Origin of the sequence: Mucilaginibacter flavus (genome assembly GCF_030409315.1) — a bacterium.
Classification (GTDB): Bacteria; Bacteroidota; Bacteroidia; order Sphingobacteriales; family Sphingobacteriaceae; genus Mucilaginibacter; species Mucilaginibacter flavus.
Map to the genome: position 1 here is coordinate 105,087 of NZ_JAUFPS010000034.1, position 24,056 is coordinate 129,142.

The 24,056-nt window shown below is 41.9% G+C and carries 17 protein-coding genes; 7 read left to right on the top strand and 10 right to left on the bottom strand.

Translation table 11 applies throughout. The features are described from left to right. Positions 1 to 37 precede the first annotated feature (37 nt). From QWZ17_RS15840 to trpC, 4 genes are all read left to right on the top strand, one after another. Positions 38 to 466: a cytochrome B gene (locus QWZ17_RS15840; RefSeq protein ID WP_290306236.1), complete on the top strand. Its 429-nt coding sequence runs from the start codon at positions 38 to 40 to the stop codon at positions 464 to 466. Positions 467 to 701: 235 nt separating this feature from the next. Next, positions 702 to 2,111: an anthranilate synthase component I family protein gene (locus QWZ17_RS15845; protein WP_290306237.1), complete on the top strand. Its 1,410-nt coding sequence runs from the start codon at positions 702 to 704 to the stop codon at positions 2,109 to 2,111. A gap of 77 nt (positions 2,112 to 2,188) precedes the next feature. Further along, entirely contained in the window at positions 2,189 to 2,761 is a 573-nt protein-coding gene (locus QWZ17_RS15850) for an anthranilate synthase component II (RefSeq protein ID WP_290306238.1), read from the top strand. 195 nt (positions 2,762 to 2,956) lie between these two features. Then, positions 2,957 to 3,739, top strand: coding sequence for an indole-3-glycerol phosphate synthase TrpC (trpC, locus tag QWZ17_RS15855; RefSeq protein ID WP_290306239.1), 783 nt, complete (start codon positions 2,957 to 2,959; stop codon positions 3,737 to 3,739). A gap of 142 nt (positions 3,740 to 3,881) precedes the next feature. On the opposite strand, the gene QWZ17_RS15860 is transcribed toward trpC, so the two are convergent. From QWZ17_RS15860 to QWZ17_RS15890, 7 genes are all read right to left on the bottom strand, one after another. Next, positions 3,882 to 5,282 carry a SusD/RagB family nutrient-binding outer membrane lipoprotein gene (locus tag QWZ17_RS15860; RefSeq protein WP_290306240.1) on the bottom strand — a complete coding sequence of 467 codons (1,401 nt, stop codon included), beginning with the start codon at positions 5,280 to 5,282 and terminating at the stop codon, positions 3,882 to 3,884. Positions 5,283 to 5,287: 5 nt separating this feature from the next. Next, the gene (locus QWZ17_RS15865) at positions 5,288 to 8,563 is read right to left on the bottom strand and encodes a SusC/RagA family TonB-linked outer membrane protein (RefSeq protein ID WP_290306241.1); all 3,276 of its coding nucleotides are present in this window, start codon (positions 8,561 to 8,563) and stop codon (positions 5,288 to 5,290) included. 593 nt (positions 8,564 to 9,156) lie between these two features. Continuing rightward, positions 9,157 to 11,436 carry a GH92 family glycosyl hydrolase gene (locus QWZ17_RS15870; protein ID WP_290306242.1) on the bottom strand — a complete coding sequence of 760 codons (2,280 nt, stop codon included), beginning with the start codon at positions 11,434 to 11,436 and terminating at the stop codon, positions 9,157 to 9,159. A 101-nt stretch (positions 11,437 to 11,537) separates the two neighbouring features. Continuing rightward, positions 11,538 to 13,718 (bottom strand): hypothetical protein, encoded by a 2,181-nt coding sequence (locus QWZ17_RS15875; protein ID WP_290306243.1) that lies wholly within the window; start codon positions 13,716 to 13,718, stop codon positions 11,538 to 11,540. 237 nt (positions 13,719 to 13,955) lie between these two features. After that, positions 13,956 to 14,330 (bottom strand): hypothetical protein, encoded by a 375-nt coding sequence (locus tag QWZ17_RS15880; RefSeq protein WP_290306244.1) that lies wholly within the window; start codon positions 14,328 to 14,330, stop codon positions 13,956 to 13,958. A 102-nt stretch (positions 14,331 to 14,432) separates the two neighbouring features. Continuing rightward, entirely contained in the window at positions 14,433 to 16,679 is a 2,247-nt protein-coding gene (locus QWZ17_RS15885; protein ID WP_290306245.1) for a CRTAC1 family protein, read from the bottom strand. 269 nt (positions 16,680 to 16,948) lie between these two features. After that, a complete protein-coding gene (locus tag QWZ17_RS15890; RefSeq protein ID WP_290306246.1) occupies positions 16,949 to 17,497 on the bottom strand; it encodes a hypothetical protein in 549 nt (182 codons plus the stop codon). A gap of 216 nt (positions 17,498 to 17,713) precedes the next feature. Between QWZ17_RS15890 and QWZ17_RS15895 the strand changes: the two genes are divergently transcribed. Next, entirely contained in the window at positions 17,714 to 18,592 is an 879-nt protein-coding gene (locus QWZ17_RS15895) for a polysaccharide deacetylase family protein (protein WP_290306247.1), read from the top strand. Positions 18,593 to 18,603: 11 nt separating this feature from the next. On the opposite strand, the gene QWZ17_RS15900 is transcribed toward QWZ17_RS15895, so the two are convergent. The 3 genes from QWZ17_RS15900 to QWZ17_RS15910 all read right to left on the bottom strand — a co-directional run bounded on the left by QWZ17_RS15900 (position 18,604) and on the right by QWZ17_RS15910 (position 21,709). Then, a complete protein-coding gene (locus tag QWZ17_RS15900) occupies positions 18,604 to 19,911 on the bottom strand; it encodes a protein kinase domain-containing protein (RefSeq protein WP_290306248.1) in 1,308 nt (435 codons plus the stop codon). Positions 19,912 to 20,094: 183 nt separating this feature from the next. Continuing rightward, positions 20,095 to 20,958, bottom strand: coding sequence for a hypothetical protein (locus QWZ17_RS15905; protein ID WP_290306249.1), 864 nt, complete (start codon positions 20,956 to 20,958; stop codon positions 20,095 to 20,097). 13 nt (positions 20,959 to 20,971) lie between these two features. After that, positions 20,972 to 21,709 (bottom strand): hypothetical protein, encoded by a 738-nt coding sequence (locus QWZ17_RS15910; RefSeq protein ID WP_290306250.1) that lies wholly within the window; start codon positions 21,707 to 21,709, stop codon positions 20,972 to 20,974. A gap of 299 nt (positions 21,710 to 22,008) precedes the next feature. Here QWZ17_RS15910 and QWZ17_RS15915 point away from each other — a divergent pair, with 299 nt between their 5' ends. Both QWZ17_RS15915 and QWZ17_RS15920 read left to right on the top strand, forming a co-directional pair. Next, complete coding sequence (locus tag QWZ17_RS15915; RefSeq protein ID WP_290306251.1) at positions 22,009 to 22,209, top strand: hypothetical protein; 201 nt, start codon at positions 22,009 to 22,011, stop codon at positions 22,207 to 22,209. A 138-nt stretch (positions 22,210 to 22,347) separates the two neighbouring features. Then, positions 22,348 to 24,021, top strand: coding sequence for an ATP-binding protein (locus QWZ17_RS15920; RefSeq protein ID WP_290306252.1), 1,674 nt, complete (start codon positions 22,348 to 22,350; stop codon positions 24,019 to 24,021). Positions 24,022 to 24,056: the final 35 nt, after the last annotated feature.

Genomic DNA, 24,056 nt, shown 5'->3' on the forward strand with positions numbered 1-24,056 from the left:
CAGTTTTGCTTATCTTCACGCAAAAAATTTTGATAGCATGACAGCTTACAGCTTTTTACAACATCTTCACTCGGGTTTCAGGTATATTGTACTGGCGCTAATTGTGGCAGCCATTATTGGTTCGCTAATTGGCTGGCTGGGCAAAAAATTATACACCAACGGCAATCGCAAGCTTAACTTGTTTGCCATGATATCGGCCCATACACAATTGCTTATCGGTATTGTGTTGTATTTTGTAAGTCCGTTGGTACAGTTTAACAACGAAACCATGAAGAATAAAGTAACCCGCTATTTTACTGTTGAACATTGGGTTATTATGATCATCGCGCTGGTTTTAATTACCATTGGCCACAGCAAATCAAAAAAAGCAGCTACTGATGAGGCTAAGCACAAAACCGTTTTTGTGTTCTATATCATCGCTTTAGTACTTATTTCGGCCGGTATTATACTTATCCCACGTAGCTAATAGGATTTAGCAATAAATAAAGTTTCAAAAAAATTTGATAATTCATTTTTCTTTATAAATTTGTGACCTCAATGATTAAAAACACACATACAAACATCTGGTGGCACCAATTAAATTTGGCAGCCGGGTATGTTTTTTAGTCATAGATGATCTAATCAATTGTAAACCTAAGTGAAAACCCGGCGACCCCAATTCGCCGGGTTTTTTTATTTATAAAATTTTTGAAAACATAAAAATGAGCAACTTTAAAATAACAACTACTTATAAAAAGCTATTGGCCGATACCACCACGCCGGTAAGCATTTACCTGCGCCTGCGCGATGTATTCCCCAACTCGCTGCTGCTGGAAAGCTCGGACTACCACAGCCGCGAAAACAGTTTGAGCTATATTGTTTGCGAACCTATTGCCGGCCTGGTGCTCAACAACGGCATCCTTAAAACACAATACCCCGATGGCAGCCAGGAAACCAGCGAAGCCGGGACCTTTGAGCTGATAGAGGAGCTTAATAAATTTGTGGGCAAGTTTGAAACAGACTCGCTCCCTGTAAAAATGATCACCAATGGCTTGTTTGGTTATTTCACCCACGAGGCTGTTGAACACTTTGAAACCATCAAGCTAAAAGATAGCGACGACGCAACCCGCCAGATCCCGGTGATGCAGTACCACATATACCGGTACATCATAGCGGTCGACCATTTTAAAAATGAGCTATACATTTTCCATAACCAGGCAGAAGGCGGACCAACCAACGGCGGTATCGAAAAATTAGAGTACCTGATCAAAAACAAAAACTTCCCCGAGTATAGCTTCAAAAGCAATGGCCCCGAGCAATCGAACTTAAAAGACGAAGAGTTTATTGCCATTGTTGAAAAAATGAAGCAGCATATTTACCGGGGCGATGTTTTCCAGATCGTTCCATCACGGGCATTTTCCCGCGCTTTTCAGGGCGATGAATTTAATGTTTACCGGGCTTTGCGCTCCATTAACCCTTCGCCATATTTATTCTACTTTGATTATGGCGATTTCAGGATCTTCGGCTCATCGCCCGAGGCGCAGATCACCATTAAAAACAAAGTGGCCAGCATTTTCCCTATAGCAGGTACATTTAAACGCAGTGGCGACGACGAAAAAGATGCCGAAATAGCCCGGGCTCTTGAAGCCGATCCCAAAGAATCGGCCGAACACGTGATGCTGGTAGATCTTGCCCGTAACGACCTGAGCAGGCATTGCGAACAGGTTGAAGTGAAGGCGTTTAAAGAAGTGCAATATTACTCGCACCTCATCCATTTGGTGTCGCACGTGAGCGGTAAACTATTACCTGCCGTCTCCTCTTTTAAAATTGTGGCCGATACCTACCCTGCCGGTACACTAAGCGGCGCGCCAAAATACAGGGCGATGGAGATCATTGACGAAAACGAGAAAACCAAACGCAGCTTTTACAGTGGCGCAATCGGCTTCATGGGCTTTAATGGCGATTTTAATCACGCCATCATGATCCGCTCCTTCCTCAGCAAAAACAACACCCTGCATTACCAGGCCGGGGCAGGCATTGTAGCCGGCTCGGTTGCCGAAAGCGAGTTAAGGGAAGTGGATACCAAGATATCAGCGCTGAGAAGAGCTGTGGAGTTGGCGGAAGAACTGTAGTGATATCGGATTTCGGAATTTCGATTTCGGATTTAAAAAATTAGAATTTAGGATTTTCCCTTTTAGAATTTAAAGAAATGAGCAAAATATTAATAATAGACAATTACGATTCTTTCACCTATAACCTGGTGCATTTGGTTAATGAGCTTGGCCTGCAATGCGAGGTTTGGAGGAACGATAAATTCTCGCTGGAGGATGTGGACGCTTTTGATAAGATCATCCTTTCGCCGGGCCCGGGCATACCATCTGAGGCTGGTTTGCTATTGGATGTAATTGAAAAATACGCGCCAACCAAAAGTATTTTCGGTGTGTGTTTAGGCCAGCAGGCTATTGCCGAAGTTTTTGGCGGCAGCTTGTATAACCTTAGTCAGCCAATGCATGGCATAGCCACGCCCATAAAAGTCACCGATAAAAGCGAGCAGTTGTTTAAAGACCTACCCGAAAGCTTTAAGGTAGGCCGCTATCACTCATGGGTGGTAAGCAATGATGGGCTGCCTGAAACATTACAGGTTACCGCCATTGACGAGGCTGATAATTCCATCATGGCGTTATCGCACAAGGAATATGACGTGCGTGGTGTACAGTTTCACCCGGAATCTATCCTTACCGAGTTTGGTAAAGAAATGATGGGCAACTGGTTAAAGGCGTAATTGCCGGATAATGATAACTTTGCGTTAACATAATAAATATACATCCGTAGTTGCGGTGAAAGACTTACGAAGTTTTAAAAACTTCGTAAGTCTGGGAATCTACGACATGCTTTCAAAAACTTCGCAGGATCACCCTGTGCCGTTTGGAGATTGCTTCGTACCTCGCAATGACGGTTCTTTACAACTTTTAGTCGCATGACCATACTTGATAAAATAGTTGCCAACAAAAAAAAGGAAGTAGCTTACGCTAAAAAACGTACATCATACGTAGAACTTGAAGAATCTGATTATTTCCATAGAGAAACCTATTCATTCAAAGATTTTTTGCTTGATCCAACCTGCAGCGGCATTATTGCCGAGTTTAAGCGCAAATCGCCATCAAAGGGTATTATCAACGATAAAGTTAGGGTAAGCAAAGTCACTACCGACTACGCCGCCGCGGGCGCTTCTGCCCTATCGGTACTAACCGACCGCAATTTTTTTATGGGTCGCAAAGCCGATTTAAAAAGGGCACGTTCTGTAAACACCATCCCCGTTTTGCGAAAGGATTTTATGATAGATGAGTACCAGGTAATTGAAGCCAAAGCCTTGGGTGCCGATATCATCCTGCTCATTGCGGCCATCCTTACCCCCGCCGAAATTGATAAAATGGCCACCCTTGCCAAAAGCATTGGCCTTAACGTACTGCTGGAAGTACACAATCTGGAAGAACTGGAGCGTAGCATCCACCCCAAACTTGACGCTATCGGTGTAAATAACCGCAACCTGGCCGATTTTACCGTATCTGTGGATACATCATACCAACTGGCCAAACATATCCCCGCAGAGTTCCTTAAAATATCCGAAAGCGCCATCAGCGATCCCGAAACCATCAGGCATTTAAAATTAGCCGGCTTTAACGGCTTTTTAATTGGCGAAACATTTATGAAGCAGGCTGATCCAGGGCAGGCGATGAAGGATTTTGTGGCGCAGTTGTAATATCGGGCTTATTTATTGCAATACATTTTATTGACTTGTCGTCAATTGCAGATTATTGCAGTAGAAATTAAAATAAGTTTTTAAACAAAAGAGGGAGTTACCATTATGGCAACTCCCTCTTTTTGTATGAAATTAACTATAATTAGTGTTTATCGAAGAATAATTTGGTTGTAACCAAATCACCACCGATAGCAGCAGAAGCCGCTTTATAGTTAGCGCCGTTTACGTTGCTCTCAGCAATTGGGTAAGGGAAACGTACAGGGAAAGCACTCGTAGCAGTACTTGGTGCAACAAGAGCAGGAATATCTAACCTCCTGGTTTCAATCCATGCATCCCATCCCCTGTTGTAATCAGCAATCCATTTCTGGTAAGCTAAATTAGCTGTAGAGTAAGGAAGAGCAGCAGTATATACTGTCGCATCGCCAGCTCCCCAATAGGTGAATGAAGCCTGTATACCGGCAGCATAGTAAGTAGCCGGGGTTCCGGTTATGTAACCTTTATCAGCAGCTTCTGCCTGGTAAAATGCAATCTCGGCATAATCAAGTAACAAACCAGGGAATGTTGTTGCTGTTAGTGTAGGATTAACGTGTGAGAAGCTATCATAATTTGATTTAGCTCCCGGATCATTCCCTTTATAAGTACCATCGGCCAGTGCAGTAAAGTACTTACCTACGCGAGCATCAGTATGTGCATTTAAGTAGTTAACAAATGTGTTACATGCCACGTAGTCAAAACGCCCGCTTTGTACTATATCCACCCAAACAGGGTTTGTGTTAGGAGTGGAAGAAGCGTAAGCATAAGTAGCATTGTCTGCATTAGATGTAAATACACCACCTGCAACAGCTGCAGCCGCAGTTGTTTTAGCAGTAGCCGGATCAGAATCAGAAATGGTCATCGCCATTTTCAATTTGAAAGAGTTGGCAAACTTTTTCCATTTGCTCACGTCGCCTTTGTAAATTAAATCGGCAGCACCAAAACTGGTTGAGCCGGTATTTAACGCAGCGATATCAGCATCTAAACGCGCCAGCAAATCTTTGTAAATAGTTGCAGCATCGTCATATTTAGGAAAGTTATTCTTAGCATCAAATGCCTGTGTATAAGGGCAATCTCCAAAAGTAGTCACCAGGTAATAAAATGAATACACCTGCAAAATATCTAATATGGCGATATCATTTTTTTGAACATCGGCGCCAGTAATTGCAACGTCGGTTGGCACAATCGTTTTTGCCAGCCTTAAGTTGTTTAAAACGTCGCGATAAAGAGCATTCCATTCAGCTCCGTTAATATTACGGGTGTTAATGATGTAGTTACTTTCATCTGTATAGGTGGTTTCCTGCCATTGCTGTTCTATCAATCTGTAAATGTTTGTATTTACACTTGAAGTGGTAACAGTATTGGTAAGCACTCTTTCTGCCTGTGTAAATAACGCAGCGGTAGGTACCGTAGGGAAAAGCTTCGGGTTCGTATTCAACGAAGCCAGGTCTTTATGGCATGCCCCCAACGTAAGTATAGGAAGCAATGCGGCTAAAAAATATTTTTTCATAATCGTTAGAATCTTACTTTTAAATTAAGGTTAAACATTCTCGCAGTTGGGAAAGCACCGCTTTGATAACCTTGTAGGTTACCTGAGCTTAATCCTTCTTCTGGATCTGTATAAGGGGTGTTTTTATGGATGATCCATAAGTTACGACCGCTTACACCTAAGTCGATACCTTTAATAGCACCAAGTTTTGAAAGAACGCTTTGTGGGAATGAATAAGCAAGCGCAGCCTCACGTAGTTTCACATAACCGGCGTCATAAACGAAACCGGCAGCCGGGTTATGCTCATATCCGTATAAGCCAGAACCTGTATTATCTGCTCTAACTGTATTTGTAGCACCTGTGCTTGTAACACCCGGTAAAATTACACCACCGCCAGCGCTTAAAGCGTTTCTTGATGGGTTACCAAGATCATTTTTTCCGGCAGTTTCAGGATACAAGCCAGTATCCATACCGTAATAAGTATCTAAAGAAAATACGCTACCACCTTTTTTGATATCAACAAGGAAGCTTAAGGTAAACGCTTTGTACCTGAATGAGCTATTGATACCGCCAGTCCAATCTGGGTTAACATTACCTAAAACAACGTTGTTGCTTGATGATAATACATAATAACCATCAGTACCTACAACTTGCTGACCAGTTTTAGTAGCAAGTGCATTACCATCTTTATCAACATAGCCATTACCGCGAATATCGCCATAAGCATGGTTTAAAGTAGCATTAAGAGAAACACCACCCTGGAATGACCCAATTTGCAGGTTTGTAGCTTGCTGACCAGAACCATCGGTGTAAAGATCTAACACTTTATTCCTGTTACGGGTAAAGTTTACGTTCAATTTCCAGCTAAAATCCTGAGTTTGTACTGGTGTACCGTTCAATGAAAGCTCGATACCTCTGTTACGGATTGTACCAGAGTTGATGTACGCTGCATTATAACCTGTTGCGGTAGATAATGTAACCGGGATAAGCTGATTAACTGTTTTGTTGTTGTAATAAGTGAAATCGAAACCTAAGCGATTGTTAAAAAACGCCATTTCCACACCAGCTTCAGCCGCTTTTGTACGCTCTGGTTTTAAAGTAGCATTGTTTTGAGTTGTACCAATGTAAGCCTGAGGATTGCCATTGATAGCAGTGGTAATGGTGTAATAATTATTTGTGCTTTGTGGCGTGCCACCGTTGCCTACTTCGGCGTAGTTAGCTCTTACTTTACCGTAAGACAACCAGCTGTATTCCTTAAGCAATTCTGAGAAGGTAAAACCCAAATTAACAGATGGGTAGTAATACTTATTGCTGTATGATGGTAAAGCCGATGAAGCATCACGCCTTAAAGTTCCATCCAATACCAACATTTTTTTCCAGGTAAATGTAGCACCGGCAAATATACCATCTGTTTCAAACGGAACATATGATTCAGTTGGCGCATTAGGTGTATTTACAGAGTTTGATAAACTGAAAATACCAGGAACAATTAAACCACCGTTTGTAGTAGCAGCAATTGACTGGTAAGTATTTTTCCTGATGTTAACACCTAATAACCCTTTAAAATTAAGGTCTTTAGTTATGTTATTATCTGTTGTAGCAAGGAAATCAAAGTTGGTTTCATTAAAGCTCAGGTTTCTGCGGGTATAAGAAGGTACACCTACTGAACCTACCTGACGACGTTCTTCCTGAATTTGGCTCCAGTTATCAACCGTAACACGGCCTAATAAATTTAACCAGCTTGTTGCTTTGTAATTTAAGCTTGCATTACCAAAATAACGATTACGAGTATCAGTCTCGTAGTTTTGATAACGAATAAAATAAGGGTTATCCCAGTAAATAGGAACTAAGTTTGTTGGGCTTGCCCAGTTCCAGGTAATGTTTTTACCTCCTGAAGCAAAGTATTGATCTTTTAGCTCTTGGACATCATTATTAACCTGGTACCACTGCCTGAAAGAGTTTAAAATGTTATCTGATTGATAACCGCTTCCATAACGGCCTTTACCATCTGTACGGGTGTACGCGATGCTTGCAGCAGCTGTTAATTTATTAGTAATGTTATAAGTGCTTGAGAAATCAAGGTTGTTTTTTAACTCATTACTGTTTGGCATAAAACCGGTTTGGTTATTACGGGTATACCCCAACTTGAAAGTTCCATTATCGCCACCATTGGTAATAAACAAACTCTGGTTGTTAGAAACAGGGTGAGTAAAAAATGTTGTAGGATCATTTGCCGCAGCAACCCATGGAGTAGCTTTGCCATAGTTAGGAGAGTATTTGCTGAAAGCATCCCACTGGTAAACTTTCAAATTAGGATCAAAAGCATGGCCATAAGAAGCATCTTCAGTTAAAGGATCAACTAAGTCTTTAACACCATCGCCATTAATGTCTCTGTATAAGAAATAACCGCTTGGGTCTTCGTAATACTGTCCGTAACCACCACCATATTGTTTTTGGTAAGTTGGCAAGGTTGATTTATCAACAGCACCGTAACCGTAGCTGGTGTTAAAAGTAATACCTAAACCTTTTGCAACTTTTTTGGTAGTGATTAAAATTACACCGTTAGCACCAATTGAACCGTATAAAGCGGTTGCAGCAGCACCTTTAAGCACAGTAACAGATTGAATATCATCAGGGTTGATATCTGATGCAGGTGAACCGTAATCATAACCACCAGTACCCGATGCTACAGAGCTTGAGTTACTGTTACCCTGGTTACCACCGCCAGAGCCTCCGTTGTTGTAAGGTACACCATCAACAACAAATAAGGCCTGGTTGTTACCAAGTATTGATTTTGTACCACGTAAAACTACGTTGGTTGATCCACCAAGCGCGTTATTCTGCCTGATTTCCAAACCTGCCACTTTACCTGATAAACCGCTTACAAAGTTACTGCCACGCTGTTTGCTTACCTCGTCGCCGCTAACTTGCTGCGCCGCGTAAGCTTGTTGATTGCGTGTTCTGTTCAAACCAAGAGCACCGGTTACTACAACTTCACCCAATTGCTGACTTGAAGCCACCAAAACAACATTTAGTGTAGGGCCATTGGCTGGCAAAGTTTGGGTAACGTAACCAATAAAACTGATTGTTAATGAGGAACTTTGTGGTACCGATAAGGAGAACCTTCCGTTAGAATCGGTTTGGGTACCAGTGGTAGTTCCGTTAATCCTCACCGATACACCTGGTATCGGCAGGCCATCTTCCCTGGCCGTAACCTTTCCGGTTACGGTATGGTTTTGCGCAAATAGCTGTGAAGCAGCTAACCACAAAATGCACAAAGTCATTAGTAGACTTTTTTTCATAAATAAATGAGTTAGTTAATAGTTAAAAACTTAAAACGATAAACCTACAGGAGATTTATAAAATATCAAATAAATAAATGTAACATCTCCATTACATAAGTATTTAAATGCAATTATATTATTTTTTATTGAATAAATACTAAAACATTTTGTTCCTTTGTTCGTTCTTAACACATGACTAAATCATTTAGTTAATAATAAGACAGTTAATAAAGTTAATTTGAACGAGGGAAATACGCGAGGTATTTCCCTCGTTTGTTTTATAATACAATGCATAAAAAACCGTCTTCAGAAAAAGAAACAGTTCAATTATTGTGATTAGTACAATCTATTGACTTGACCACCTATTAAGGCTACCTTTTTAAAGCAAATTATTTTACACCTACAAAACCTTCTATCCCGATTGTCTTTCTTTTAAAAAAGCCCAACCAATCCTCACACCCGTTTAGTTATTATTAATTATTTTAACAATAAATACTTCTTCACTTTAAAGAAACAATATTTTTACAATTTTATTTAACTGATAAATAGATGTTTAAACAGAAAAGGCCCGCCAATGGCGAGCCTTCTTAAAAACAGAACAATATTTGAAATTATTTTTCGTTGCTCATCGAATACGGAGCATCTGCATCCCTGGTTCCACGCTCTTTATTTGGGGTGGCCTGCATATCAAAATTAAGTTCGGCACCGCCTAATAGACCTTTATGACTTAGCCAGTTATTACTATATGGTTTACCATCAATGGTAAGGCTGTTTACGTATTTGTTATCGGCGCTGTTGTTTGGGGCGTTAATAACAATCGTTTTACCATTCTCTAAATTAATGGTAACCTTTTTAAATAACGGCGCACCTAACACATACTGGTCGCTTGCCGGCGTTACCGGGTAAAAGCCCATGGCCGAGAAAATGTACCAGGCCGATGTTTGGCCATTATCCTCATCTCCGCAATAACCATCAGGAGTAGCTTTGTAAAGTTTGTTCATGGTTTCACGTGCCCAGTACTGGGTTTTCCATGGCTGACCGGCGTGATTGTATAGATAGATCATATGCTGTATAGGCTGGTTACCATGGGCGTACTGGCCCATGTTGGCTATCTGCATTTCACGAATCTCGTGAATAACGCCACCATAATAGCTGTCATCAAATGTTGGCGGCATGCTGAATACAGAATCGAGCTTGGCCGCGAATTGCTGTTTACCACCCACCAGGTTAATTAAACCCTGAATATCGTGGAACACCCCCCAGCTGTAGTGCCAGCTATTACCTTCGGTAAAGGCATCGCCCCATTTAAACGGATTGAAGGGCGTTTCAAAACTGCCATCCTGGTTTTTACCACGCATTAGCTTGGTAGCAGGGTCGAAAATGTTACGATAGTTTTGGCTGCGTTTTTTGTATACTTCAATTTCGGCCTTAGGTTTACCTAATGCTTTACCTAATTGGTAAATGGCAAAATCGTCATAAGCATACTCCAAAGTACGGGCGGCGTTTTCGTTAATCTTTACGTTGTATGGCACATAACCTAAGGTATTATAGTATTGCACGCCTCTACGGCCTGTTGCATTCGGGCCTTCATTATTAGCGCCATGTTTCAGGGCCTGGTATAAAGTTTCGATATCATAACCACGCATGCCTTTTAAATAGGCTTCAGATACTACCGATGCTGAGTTGTTACCAATCATACAATCGGCATACCCAGGGCTCGACCACTCGGGCAACCAACCACCTTCTTTATAATCGTTAATCAAGCCTTCCTGCATCTCTTTGTTGATAGATGGGTAAACCAGGTTAAGGAACGGATACAACGCCCTGAAGGTATCCCAGAAGCCTGTACCGGCAAATAAATAACCTGGCATTACTTTGCCATTAAACGGACTGTAGTGTACTTTTTCGCCTTTGGCATCTACCTCATACATCTTGTTTGGGAAAAACAACATGCGATATAAGCTGGAGTAAAATGTTTTGGTTTGATCAACAGTACCACCTTCAACATTTAAACGGCTCAGGGTTTTATTCCAGGTATCTTTTGCTTTTTGGCAGGTTGTTTCAAATTTATCATCACCCAATTCACGTTTTAAATTCAGTTCGGCCTGCTCAATGCTGATGAATGATGAGGCCACTTTTAAATGAACCTGCTCGCCGTTTTTAGTTTTAAAGGTGATTACCGCGCCGCCGTGGTCGCCGGTGTATTCCAATGCGCCGTCTTTTTTCCAATCGTGCCAGGTTGAGGCCAGCTCAAAAGGTTTATCTACATAAATAACAAAGTAATCTTTAAAGTTAGCCGGTACAGCGCCGCTGTTTTTGGTGCTGTAGCCCACAATTTTTTGTTCGCCGGGGATGATCTTTACATATGATCCTTTATCAAAAGCATCAATCACAATGTGCGAGCTATCGCTTTTAGGAAAAGTGATCTTGAAGTTAGCCGCGCGCTCGGTTGGGGTAATTTCGGTTGTTACATCATAATCGGCCAGGTAAACGCTGTAGTAGTAAGGTTTGGCAATCTCGGCCTTATGCGAAAACCAGCTCGCGCGTTCTTTTTCATTCAGCTTTAGCTTACCGGTTTCTGGGAATATAGAAAACATCCCATAATCATTCATCCACGGCGAAGGCTGGTGGGTTTGCTTAAACCCCAGAATTTTGTCTGAGCTGTAGGTATACTGCCAGCCATCGCCCATTTTACCGGTTTGGGGCGTCCAAAAGTTCATGCCCCAAGGCAGGGCTATTGCCGGGTAAGTGTTACCGTTTGATAACGATGGCTTTGAATCGGTACCCATTAGCGGGTTGATCAAATCTACCGGGCTACTGATAGGTGTGCTTTGCTGCGCCACGCCTGCGAGCGGTAAAAGCGCCAAAGCCAGTTGAATTAGTTTTTTCATTATTTATATTGATTCGTCTGTTTGTTTTCAAGTATAAAAACTCCCGCACATGAAAATTCATGCACGAGAGCATAGTAATCAACCTTTCTCAAAGGTTTCTTTTACCAATTCAAATTAACCTTTATGCCATCCGGGCTATTGGCAAAACCCAGGTATAAGGTATTTGATGAGGTATCCCATGTTGTTTTAACATCGGCAATAACTTGTCCCTTGCTATCGGTAACTACAATTTGTTTTGGCTGCACTGGCAATAGCACCCTGGCGCTATTTAATGTTTTAACCGGGCTTTTGGCAATAAACGAGTAACTATTGGGCGTTACCCCTTCACTGTAAATTCTTGATGCCGATGTTAAAACCTGGGGTATATTTTTGTTTGCCACGCGCGCCAGATCAATTAATAATGATTGCTCGCCGGGATTAACAACCTTATTAGCCAGCACCGGCAGCTGCGGATCAAAAAGATCAATAACAGGTCCTTTTACGGTGTAAGGTTTGCTATCGGCGTTTTCATCCAATACAGATATAATATCGTACGGACCACGCTCAAGGTAAAGGCTATTTTTAAAGCTGAGTTCACCAGCATGGGCGTCTTTTTCATAAGCTTGTTTTACAGTGCTGATGTACGCGCTATCCTTACCTGTTTGCAAAACGTATTCTTTAGGATTTTGGCGCATTACATAAACCGCGCCTTTACCTACCTTAAATTGTTGGTTGGTTTTTGTTGGGTTGATGCCAAGCAATTTAAATAAATGCTGCGATGGGGCGGTAAATTTATTCCCCTTGGTATCCCACCACTCCATTACCGATTGGTAGGGATCATCATCCCGGCCGCAATAAATTAAAACGCCACCTTGTTTTACCCAGGCTGTTAACTGCTGATGGATAGCTGCAGATACCGGTTTCATATTGGCATAGCTAATCACCAAAACTTTAATGTTTTTTAATGATGCCGCGTATTGTAGGTTTTCCATATGTACAGTTTGTACCGGTACGCCACGCTTTAACAGCGGCAGGGTTTGCCCGTAAAAATTGGAAAACTGCGGATCATCATAACCGTTATGCGTTGGGAAGCGCTGAAACATCAATGTGTTACTCATTAACACCCCAATACCGTTAACGCCCGTTACTTTATTGACTGATGGCGGCATGCTGTTTAAAGCATTCACCATAATTTGCATTTGGGTAGAGTAATACTGTGGAATCAACGTTTTTTCATTTGTACCGGCCACCTTGTAGGGATGGGTATAAATACGTTCGGGCCAGGGCATTACTTCGTAATCTGATACGATTGGGTATAACAACTTGGCCGTAAAGGTTGCCTGGTAATTGCGTTTGTAATCGGCCCAGTCTTTTTCCCGGTCTTCAATAGGATCTGTCAAAAAAAACATTTTACGGCCGGTTGGCGCGGTCATAGATACCATGGAGCCGTACTCCAGGTAGGCGTTTTCAAATACGCGTTCTTTTTGCAAACCGTTAAAGTATGTTGGCTCGCGCGAAGTACCCGTCCACACCTGGGCTATATAACCATCAATCCCCGGCAATGAAGCCAAACTGGCCTCCGGACTAACAATTTGCCACGATGAATAATTTACCAGCGAATGGGTAGCAATAAAAACCTTAATATTGACGCCCTTACTTTTACCATAAGCTTTGGCGTACGATGATACCTGTTTAATGGCATCAAAATACAAGTGATACTTTAATTTGCTGGATAGGTAAGTATTCTCGGCCGATGCATCCTGCGGTTTCCAGGGAAAGCCGTAAAAGGTTTGCCATTGTTGCTTAAAGCCCGCGCTGTAACCGGCACGTGCCCAAAATTCCGGCTCCTCTAAAAATATATTGGTAATGCCGGCGTCGATAACCCTTTTTACCACGGCGGTTTTCATGTACTCAATAAACGAGGCATCGGGTACTACGTAGGGCATATCCTTACCATGAAAAATGGTATCGCCTTTCATAGTAACCTGGCCTACGCCAAGGTGGTTTTTGCCATCCCATTTACCTAAAAAGTAGTCTTTATAATCGCCCCAGGCTATGCCGGTCATGAAATTGGTTTGATAGCCATGATCGCGCCAGGTTTGTACGCGTTGCTCAAAGGACATGCCCGGCCGGTCGTTTACGCCGTACACAATGGCGATATCAGCTCTTACATCAATTTCGGGCATCCAGGGACTGGCGGTCTGAAAAGCGGTTTTTTCTTTTACAGTGTCCCCCAACTTTTCCTGGGCAAGCGCCCCCATAGAAAGCGCTGCCAGAAAACAGGTACTAAAAAAATGTTTCATAGGTGTTTATAGGGCGATATCTTAACGGCATTAGCAACAATTACCTTATCGTTAATCACAACTAAAACCGTTTAGATGCGCTAATCTATGCTTTTTTTAACATCTGCAAGCATCTGAAATGATTTAATTGATGTTTGTTACAAAGCAACGTTTATCAACATCAAAAACAAACGCCTTTAAAATCAAAAAGCCCCGTGTTTTACAACACAGGGCTTTTTGATTTTGCTTTAGCAATGCTTATTTAGGAGCACTCCAGCCGTCGCTCCAACCGTTACCGCCAGAATCTTTGGCACCTTTTACCAGCGCATCGTATTTTGCACCCTGGGCAGGTGTTAACACGCCTTTAATTTGTTTAATAGTGCTTGTGCGCAACGGCTCAATAGCTACCAGCATTTTGGTGTTATCGCCTTTATTTTCTGCTTTAATTTTATCAAACTTAGCCGATGATGCGGTGTAGATTGCAGCAATTTTTTTGCATTGCGGATCGGTTAACTTTAACTTTTTCTGCAACTCCATAGCCTTTTCTTCGGGCTTGCTGGCTGCATGCATCTGGGCGTTGCTTACTGTTGTTATTCCCAAAAACAGGAAGCATAATAAAAGCAGTTTCTTCATTTTTTTAATCAGATTTAGTGTTGTTATTGATTTTACCTTAAAGGTACTTCAATTATTTAAAATACCTGCAAGGTTTGTAATAGAAGTATTACAAATCAACCACTATTTTGTTTGGGCCGTCATTGCGGGCATACATGTGGCCATATCCTGTTTATCAATAAAGGTTAATTTATTTAAGTGAGTTACTTTATATTCACTTGCACCTTCGGTAATTTGCAGGAACTGGTTAGGCGCTACATTGGTAAAATGCTGCACGGTATTGCTTCCGGCCCATTTTATTTCAATATCGTCGATAATTTTTGCCTGCCCAATACCCATTTCCTGGCGCAAAGGCGATGAACCAAAGCTGCCGCCCGAGTTTACATCTTTATAAACGCTCCGTTGAACTCCATTTTCTACAAAGGTTAATTTGATATGACTGCCTATGGCCGCCCTGTTGGCTTTTACACCATTAAGCTTTAAGCTTATCCAGTTGTTATTATCGGTACGTGGGTTAAGGTATAATGAGCTGGTGTATGAATCGCCTATGTAAGCGCCGCCCATTTGCGCGTATATATCCTGGTTGCCGGTGTTTCTGAAATCGGCAAAGGCCACGCCATGGCCCTTTTGCAGGTTACCGGTACGCGATGAGTTTGTAATATCAACAAACCTTTTACCATCAACATTTTTGAAAAGCTTATTGGGTACCAACGATCTGAAATCGGGGTTTCCTGTACCGAAATACATATCCAGGTAGCCGTCGTTATCAATATCGCCAAAATTACCACCCATGCTGTACACTACTTTATCTAACCCTGCTTCTTTGGTTACATTGGTAAAAGTACCATCGTGGTTGTTTTTATACAGGAACACGTTACCGGCATCTTTAACGGGTTTGCCCACCGCCGCGGCAGCGCTGTAATATCCCAATGTATGATCAAAATTATAATCGCTTACTAGTATGTCCTGCCAGCCATCATTGTTATAGTCATAAAACCAAGTAGTAAATGTGCGCTCTTTATTGTTTGCCAAACCGGCCTTGCGGGTAACATCTTCAAAATCTACCTTGCCATTTTTAAGGCCTTTGTTTTTTAGCAGGTATTTTTCTCCGGTCATAGTCGAAATAAATATATCGGCAAAGCCATCATTATTATAATCGGCAGAGGTTACGCCTTTTACAAACGATAAAATATTGCAATGTGCCGACTCTGTAACATTTGTAAACGTACCATTATGGTTGTTGATAAACAGCTTGCAGGTTTGCGCATTTACATCAAGTGACTGAGTAGATGCCTCGGCCCCTACAAAAACATCCAGCCAGCCGTCATTATTAAAATCGGCCCAGGTGGCGGTTTGCGTAGGTTGAAAATAAAGCAGGCCGCTTGGAATGGTTACATCGGTAAATGTTCCATCGCCATTGTTGCGTAATAACGAGCTGGGCTGGTTGCCAAACCCTTTGGTAAGCCAGGCGCCGCGCAATACAAACAAATCAATATTGCCATCATTATTATAATCTGTTTGCTGAATATTTAGCCCCCCGGTTATTCCTTTTAAACCGCTTTGTTCGGTGCGGTCGGTAAAGGTCCCGTCTTTATTATTCTGAAAATAGTGCATCGGGTCGCTCAGGTCCCATCCCGATGTAATGATATCCAGGTAGCCGTCGTTATTATAATCATCTACGGCTACGCCACCTGCGCGGCCATTGATGTTAACGCCCAAACTTTTGGCTATATCTTTAAAGGGCTTTATGCTGGCAACGCTATCGGCATTTAAACCGGGAATCAGCAATTCTTTCGGTACTTTTTGGGGATACTCGCCCAAAGTCATATAAGCGATATTGATAAGCCATTTTGATTCCAGGTCATCGGGGTGCATTTTTAGCATTAATGTATAGGTTTCAATAGCTTTTCTTGATCCTGTCTGAATTTTGTGTACGCCATCATCCTTAATAGGGAAAATACACGATGATCCTGTATGGTTAAGCATGCAATTGCTCCGTTCGCCCAGGCGCATATAAGCTATGGCTATATCAGGAAGAATTTGCGTGGTCGACATGTAATCCATTTTGTCAATCAGCTCTTCATAAATCCCCACTGCTTCCTGTTCTTTTCCTTTTTTTAACAGCAATCCTGCCTTTGAGCTCAAAATGTAATTGCTTTGCATGCCGGGATCAGACCGGAGTAAGGAATCGCAGAAAGCGATTTTAGCTTCGGGGTTAAACGGGTTGGATATTTTATAGTTTTGGCGGCTTATTTGTTGAAGTAACTGAATCATATCCTCATGCGATGAGGTTTTGCTGGATGCTATGATGGTAAAGCCCAGCGCTCCGAAAAGCACTACTGCAACGGCTATTTTTATGGTATTTTTCATTGGAAATTAAATTTGTGTGATAACACCGCGGGCGGGTTATTTAGTTTAATGGCACTTATGGCAACCGGCAATCGTAAACAGATGCTTATTCCTGTTTATGAACCTTGGCTGTTCATTGTCATAAATTAATTCAGATAATTAAGGCTACTCTATCCGTAGATGGTTCATGCTAATCAAAATATGACAGGCAACAAATACCAACATTGAATAATAAAAACAAGCCTGTTGCAACAACAGGTTATTCTTAACGGATTAAAGAGAAAGAAGAATTAGCAGAAACGCTTGGGTGGTTGCTCTGGTATATCCTGGTGATAATGAACCAGCGGCTGAATGGGTTGTATAAACCTTTCAGTTAATTTCTTTATTGGGCAATAAAACTCAAACTGAACAAATGATAAACTCAGGTTATCCAGTAAAACTATTTTGCCAAAAGGCACATGGTCTTTTTGTGGTACGGGAATATCTTTAACTCCCTTGGCATCTAACACGTTATTATCCACAGGCTTGGTGGTATCGTAATTAGGTATACACATCAGGTGAAGCGCCGTACGCGTAAGCCTCATTTTTACATAATTGTAGCTGGTGCTTCCAAATTGAATTTTCCCGGCTATGTTTTCAAACCGGGCCCAGTCATGAATGTTGGGCATATTAACCGGTATTGATATTTCGGTTAAATCTTTAACATTATATAAACCTTTGCTTATTTGCTGGTTATAAAACTTATCTGTTTTGTAAACCAAATATTGATGCAATGCCAGGTGCCCGCCAATATTGAGCAGGTGAACGTTCAGTAAAAGCAAGGCAATAATTCTTTTCAATTTGGTTTATAGGTAATTGAGCAATAAAGATGGCATTTATTATTAAATATTCAAAATATTTAATACGGAATCATATTATACTGGTTAAAGGTGAATAGCCATATGCCGGTAAATTTTATTCCGAACATAATTAAAGGGTTGATGTTCATTTGTTGTGACCGTAAAATTCACCAAATTTGATATACTATCTATTTCGGCATTTTTTAACAATTTACCGTGAAAACAATACCCACCTTATTAATTTTATTAACGGCCCTTGCCGGGCATGCCCAGGAAAGCATAAAATGGCCTCAGCATAAAAAAGCTGCCATTGTGCTTACTTATGACGATGCTTTGGTTTCGCAACTAAATGTGGCCGTGCCCCAATTGGAGGCCGCACATTTAAAAGCTACTTTCTTTTTAACGGGCGATATTGATCCGGCAACTATTCCACGCTGGCGCAAACTTGGCAAACGGGGTTTTGAACTGGCCAACCATACCATTTTTCATCCTTGTTTAAGTACAGATGATAACCCGGTTCACTCTGAAAATTATACACCCTACAGCATGATTAGGGAGATTGAGGTAATGAACCACTTTTTATACGCCGTTGACGGCAAAACAAACCGCACCTACGCCTACCCCTGCACCGAAACAACCGCCGGCGGTAAAGATTATGTCGATTCGCTCAGAAAATTCAACCAGATAAAATATGCCCGCGGCGGCGGCGATGCCAGCGATTTTATAACCGACTTTAAGCGCCTTGATCCTATGCTGGTTCCTTCTTTTGGGGTGGAGGATAATACAACCGGGGCGCAACTCATCGCGTTTGTAAAAAAGGTTCAACAAGCCGGCGGAATGGGCGTGCTGATGATTCATGGCATTGGCGGCGATTATATCACCATATCGGCCAAAGCGCATCAGGAAATGCTGGATTACATCAGCAAAAACAAAAACGAACTATGGGTGCCAACCTTTCAGCAGGCTATGGATTATATTAAACAAGCCAATAAGCCTTTCGGGCCTGTTGGCAGGGTAACGGCAAAGGCCGAGCGATTAAACCCTATTAAACCTAAAACCCCGCCCGCAAAGGCTCAAAAAACAACAGGGGTATAGTTTACTACCGGTTAGTTTAATTCCAGCAAGCGCCCTAACTCCGCTGTTAAATATTCAAAGCCCGGTCGGGATGATATGGCTGGCGCTAAGCATTCGTTTTTAAGTTCCGTTATCTTCTTCAAAATGCTTTCATTTCCTTTTTCGTTGCATAAAAAAAGCAGGTCATCCAACAGGTAACCATAGGCGCTCACTTCTATTCGTTCAAAAGCACGGGCCGGTTGTTCGTCGGTTATATCATAAAAAGATGCCGCGCCAAAATCGCTGAATAGTGTATTTCCGGCTTCGTCTATTAAGGTATTGTGCGCGTACAAATCGCCGTGCATAATACCGTGCCTGTGCAGCTGGGCGGCTAATGAAGCTATAGTAGTCGCTATTTTCAATACCTGGTTTAACGAAAGATTAAAGCCCTCTTTAAATACATCCCTTGTACAGCTCGCCAGGCTGGGCGGCATACCCAGGTTAAAAAAGCGGGGAGGTATTAGTTCCATAACCAATCCGGTTTTACCTTCGGGGTTGCCTTTGATCTGCCCAATCAATTTTGCCAGGCCGGGATGGTGGCCCGCGGCTATATAGGCATTCATTTCATCTTCGGGGAAACCATCGCTGGTTACAGCTCCCTTAAACACTTTAACTGCTACTTCTTTACCGCCGGCATTTGTAGCAGCTTTATAGATCATCCCCGAGGCTCCTTCGCCTAATAGTTGTTTAATTTCCAAATTGGCCCAATCAATAAAGGCCGGTGGCAGCACATCGGGTTTAATATTGAACCGATTCCCGGAGATTGCCAGCCATGCAAGTTTAGGCATAGTTAAAAGCCATCCCGGTAAAGCCGTAAGCCGATTCGCGGAGACCCGTAAAAGAGAAAGGCCCTGGCAGTTTTTTAATTCATCGGGCAATTCGGTTAGTTGATTGCCCGCAAGCATCAGCTTTTGCATTCTTGAGCACCTCCCAATCTCGGGCGGTAATACGCTTATTTTGTTATTGGTAAGAATGAGCCAGCGTAAATTGAGATTAATTGCCCTCCCGGGAACGGTTTCTATCCTGTTTGATTTAAAGCCAACGGTATCAAGCAATGGGCAATCGGCCAATACTTCGGGTAAAGCGGTAAACAGGTTTTCGGAACAGAAAAAAACCTTTAAATTTTTTAGCCGACCAAAATCTATGGGTAACGCGGTTAGTTTATTGGATGAAAGATCAAGCCTTTCTAAAGTATCTGATAGTTCAAAGATCTCTTCCGGAAAATGTTCAAGCCCCTCAGATAGTGTTAGTGAAACAGCCCCTTTAAGCTCGCCCCGCTTTAATTGTATTAAAGTTTGCATATAATGTTTACCCGGCCCGTTTAAGCGGCTATTTGTATATTCCTGTTACTGACTTATAAGTTGTTGCGTTCGCAACAGGTGTGGAACAATACTTACAACACATCGTTAAAAATCAATAAGTTATAAATTGCCATATTTTACAAATCGCAACAGAACCGCAACAAAGCTACAAGATTAAGTGTGTTATTTTTTGATATTTACTTCTACAGTGGCCGTTCTGCGGGTAGCGGTGTACACAATTCCGTTTACCATTTCGTAACCGGTTGATACACTTTGCGAACTCCGCTTTAAAATAACGCCGGTATTGTTATTAATTAATATCGATCCGTTAATGCGGCTGTTTAGATTATCGCCCAAAACAGATGTTTTGTAGGTAAGGGTGGTGGTAAGCGCGTTTACCGCGTAAACGGTATAAACGGTTTCTGATGAGTTGGCGGTATTGGTCCAGGCGTAACCCTTTTTCATTGACGGATTTACCGAAAAATTTACCATAAACTGCAAAGTTGTGCCCGGCGTTAAATTCTCTGGCTGAATACCGGTGAATGACAACAAGGTATCATTTACGGTTGATGGTCGCCTTATGCTTAGCACTTCGCCCTTTTTGTTTACAGATACAACAGCCTGGTTATTTATCATTTTTTGCAAACCAACCTGTATAAACGAATTAGGATCTGCAGGTTTGGCCGAATTGTATACCAGGTTTTGATCCATGGCATTCACAGTATCCACAAGCTTATCTGTGGTAATAACAACATAAGCTCCTTTGTCTGTAACGTCGGTTACCTTGTAGGTTTTAATTAGAGTTGAAAATGAACTAACATGTAATGTTTGGCTACCGCGCTGCAATACACAATTTGACCTGGTTAACACCTGCCTTTGAAATTCATCTCCTTTTTTAAATACAGCTTGCGCAAATGCCAGGCTGCTTATGAAGGTTAGCAGCACCATTAACATATATTTAAACCGGTTGGGGGCGGTATTCATTTTTATATTATTGGTTATAATGCCCTGGGGGTAAGCAGCGACACTACTATTATTAAAGCTCATTTAAAAAGCCGGTTTATTTAGTTTTTGCCTTGTTATGGTTTTTATTTGCAGCCCCCTTATTATCAGGCTTTACAAATTGGGCTGCTCCCTGCTTAATCAGCCGCGGATTTTCACTTTGCGGCAAGGCCGGGATAGACCAAAGATCAAGACCGCTGCTTTGGGGCAATGAAAACTCAGGCGCACAAATCACCGCGGGCATCAACGGGATAATGCTTTTAATTATAACTCCATTTACCAGCGGAACAGGCTCCTTTGGCGATGGTGGCATTTCCGGCGCTTGCAGTACGGGCAATTCTGTATTTTGAACTACTATAGCATCGGTTAGCTGTTGTTTGGGCATTGACGGTGCATCTGGCGTATTGGGAGCCGGAAGACCCGGCAGCCCATCACCCCCATCTGAGAGTGCCGGTATATCGGGCTGGTTTGCAGCCGGAGCACTTGTGCCAATAGCAGCTAAAACCGGTACCTCTATTGCCGGTATCTGTGGCAATGCCGGTACAGGCACATCAATAATTGTTAAAGTATTGAGCTTTGCGGTGGTGTTTTTGTTGTTGAAACTTCCCTTGGCCTGGCTGTTAGCTGGTACCGGCGATACTGGCGGCGGAACATTCCAATCAGAAAAGGAGCTGTGTTGTGCAATGGCCCTGTTTAAACAACCTGCTACAATAAATACCGTAAACACAGCGGTCCTTAGCATCCTGCTACGGCCGTAAGTATCCCCGGTTTTTTTTAGCATGTATAATGTTTCCATTAACTTTTTATTTCTTATGTAAGGGTAGGTATTATCACGTTTTATGGTACTTATATAGCACACGCTAACCTATATTAAAGATAGCCTTTTTATCAATAACACAACCTTTCCGGTTTGTTTTGGTAATGCGTTAAACCAAGTTATTAATTATTGGGATAAAATTACGGTTTATATACCACTCAAAAAATACCAACCGCTTTGTATTGTGTGCCTCTTTACCACTTCATAAAATTGTAATATGAAAGTGGCAAAGTATACCAGCCGGCTTTAATCCATTGTTTTACCTAAAATAATAGCATATGAAAACGTTAGAGTATTTGCTTTACGGCTTACCCCTTATTTTTATATACCTTTCACGCGTATATATGCGCAAATTTAAACGCCTTAATGGCACAGGCAAAATACCCGATATTATAGGGGCCAAACGCAGGCAAAACATATATCTTTTTTTAGCCGTTGTATCTTCGGCATTAATCGTGTTAGTGGTTATTCAATTTTAGCGTTGTCAATATATGTAAGGCTTACAACAGCAACAAGCCTTATCGGGGATGTGTTCAGTAACTGTGAGCAGGTCCCCTTCATGTGTTTTGCCGGTAAGGTTGAAAAGTATTATCTTTATTTGGGCACATAAACCGATTATGAAATACTTTTTTCTTTATTTATTTCTTTGGGTTGTAACTCCGTGCCCTGGGCAAAACATAGATAGTTTAAAAAAAATAGCTTTTCACCAGAAAAAGCTATCAATACAAAAAGGCTTATTGTTAGCCGGCATTGGCAATACTTATTTTGCAAAACACAGTTATGATTCATCGGCCCGTTATTTTGATAAGGCAGCTATAGTATTAACCCCTTTTAGTAAACAAGACACGCTTACCGGCAATTACACCAACTTAGCTAATGCCTATATCGGGCTAAAAAATTATAATAAGGCTATCGCGATGTATAACCAAGTAATTAGCGTGGCCCCAAAAACAGGCCCCCGTAGAGTGCTTTTGGCCGCGTTTAAACAAATGGGCGCGTTATATGAAAGCAAACATAATTACCGCGAAGCATTAAGCTATTTCAGGCAATCATTTGACATTAGCGATTCTTTGGATTTTGCCGAAAAAACCCGTGAAAACACCTCTGAGGCCTACAGCCATAACTTTATGACGGATGTTATGGGAAGCATTAAGCACAAAACAGAATCTGAAGAGGATATTCTGAAAACCATTGATACCAAAAAATCATTAAATGATACCCTGGCCGTTACCATCAACTATTTTAACCTGGGCCAGTTATATAAAAGCAAAAAAATGTACCCGCAGGCGTTGGATGCCCTTGAAACCTGCTTAAACTTTGCCACTGCCATCAACTATACCGATATGCAAACCAGCGCTGTAAATGAAATTGCCGATTTATATGAGCGCACCGGCAACTATAAACAATCTTTAATTTATTTTAAAAAGCGCGGTGTAATAAGCGCGCTAAACAAGGCCGGCAAATCCAAAACCATAGATGAGCTGCAAACCAAATATGAGATAACACAACGGGAAGATCAGCTATTACAACAGCAGTTTGAAATAACCAAGCGCAACTATTGGGTTACCGGTACTTTTATTATTGTATTGCTGATGCTGCTCATCGGGTTCATTTATTATAAACAAACCCAGCTTAGGCAACGCAATATTGCCATGAAAGCTATTATTGAAACCGAGGAAAGCGAACGACGGAGAATTGCACAGGATTTGCACGATAGTGTAAGCCAAACCATGTCGGCCGCCAAAATCAACCTTGCTGTGATTGGAGCCGAACTGCCCTTTGTAAATGATGATCAAAAACGACGGTTTGAAAAAGCCATTACCATGGTTGATGACGGCTTTAAAGAGGTGCGTACCATATCGCACAATATGATGCCCTGGGCGCTTAACGAAACCGGCCTGGCGCAGGTGGTTAAACAGTTTTTAGGCAATATTGAAACGGATACCATGGCCGTAAACTTTTTCAGTAAAGGATTTGACGCGCCTTTTGATGATACCACCGAGATAATCCTGTACCGGGTATTGCAGGAAAGTGTGCATAATGTAATGAAACATGCCCATGCCAACAGGCTTGACATCGCGCTGATTAAAGATGAAGAAAACATCAGCCTAACTATTGAAGATAATGGCAAAGGTTTTGACGCTACCAATCCGGCTATTTATAATGGCATGGGGCTTAACAACCTCCGGTCGAGGATTAACTTTTTAAAGGGTAAGGTTGAATTTGACTCGCAGGTGGGTAAGGGCACGTTGGTATCGGTGTATGTGCCTTTTGCTAAGAAAGGCTTATAGGGGCAGGGATGCTTTCAGCATTGCAAACCCGCAAA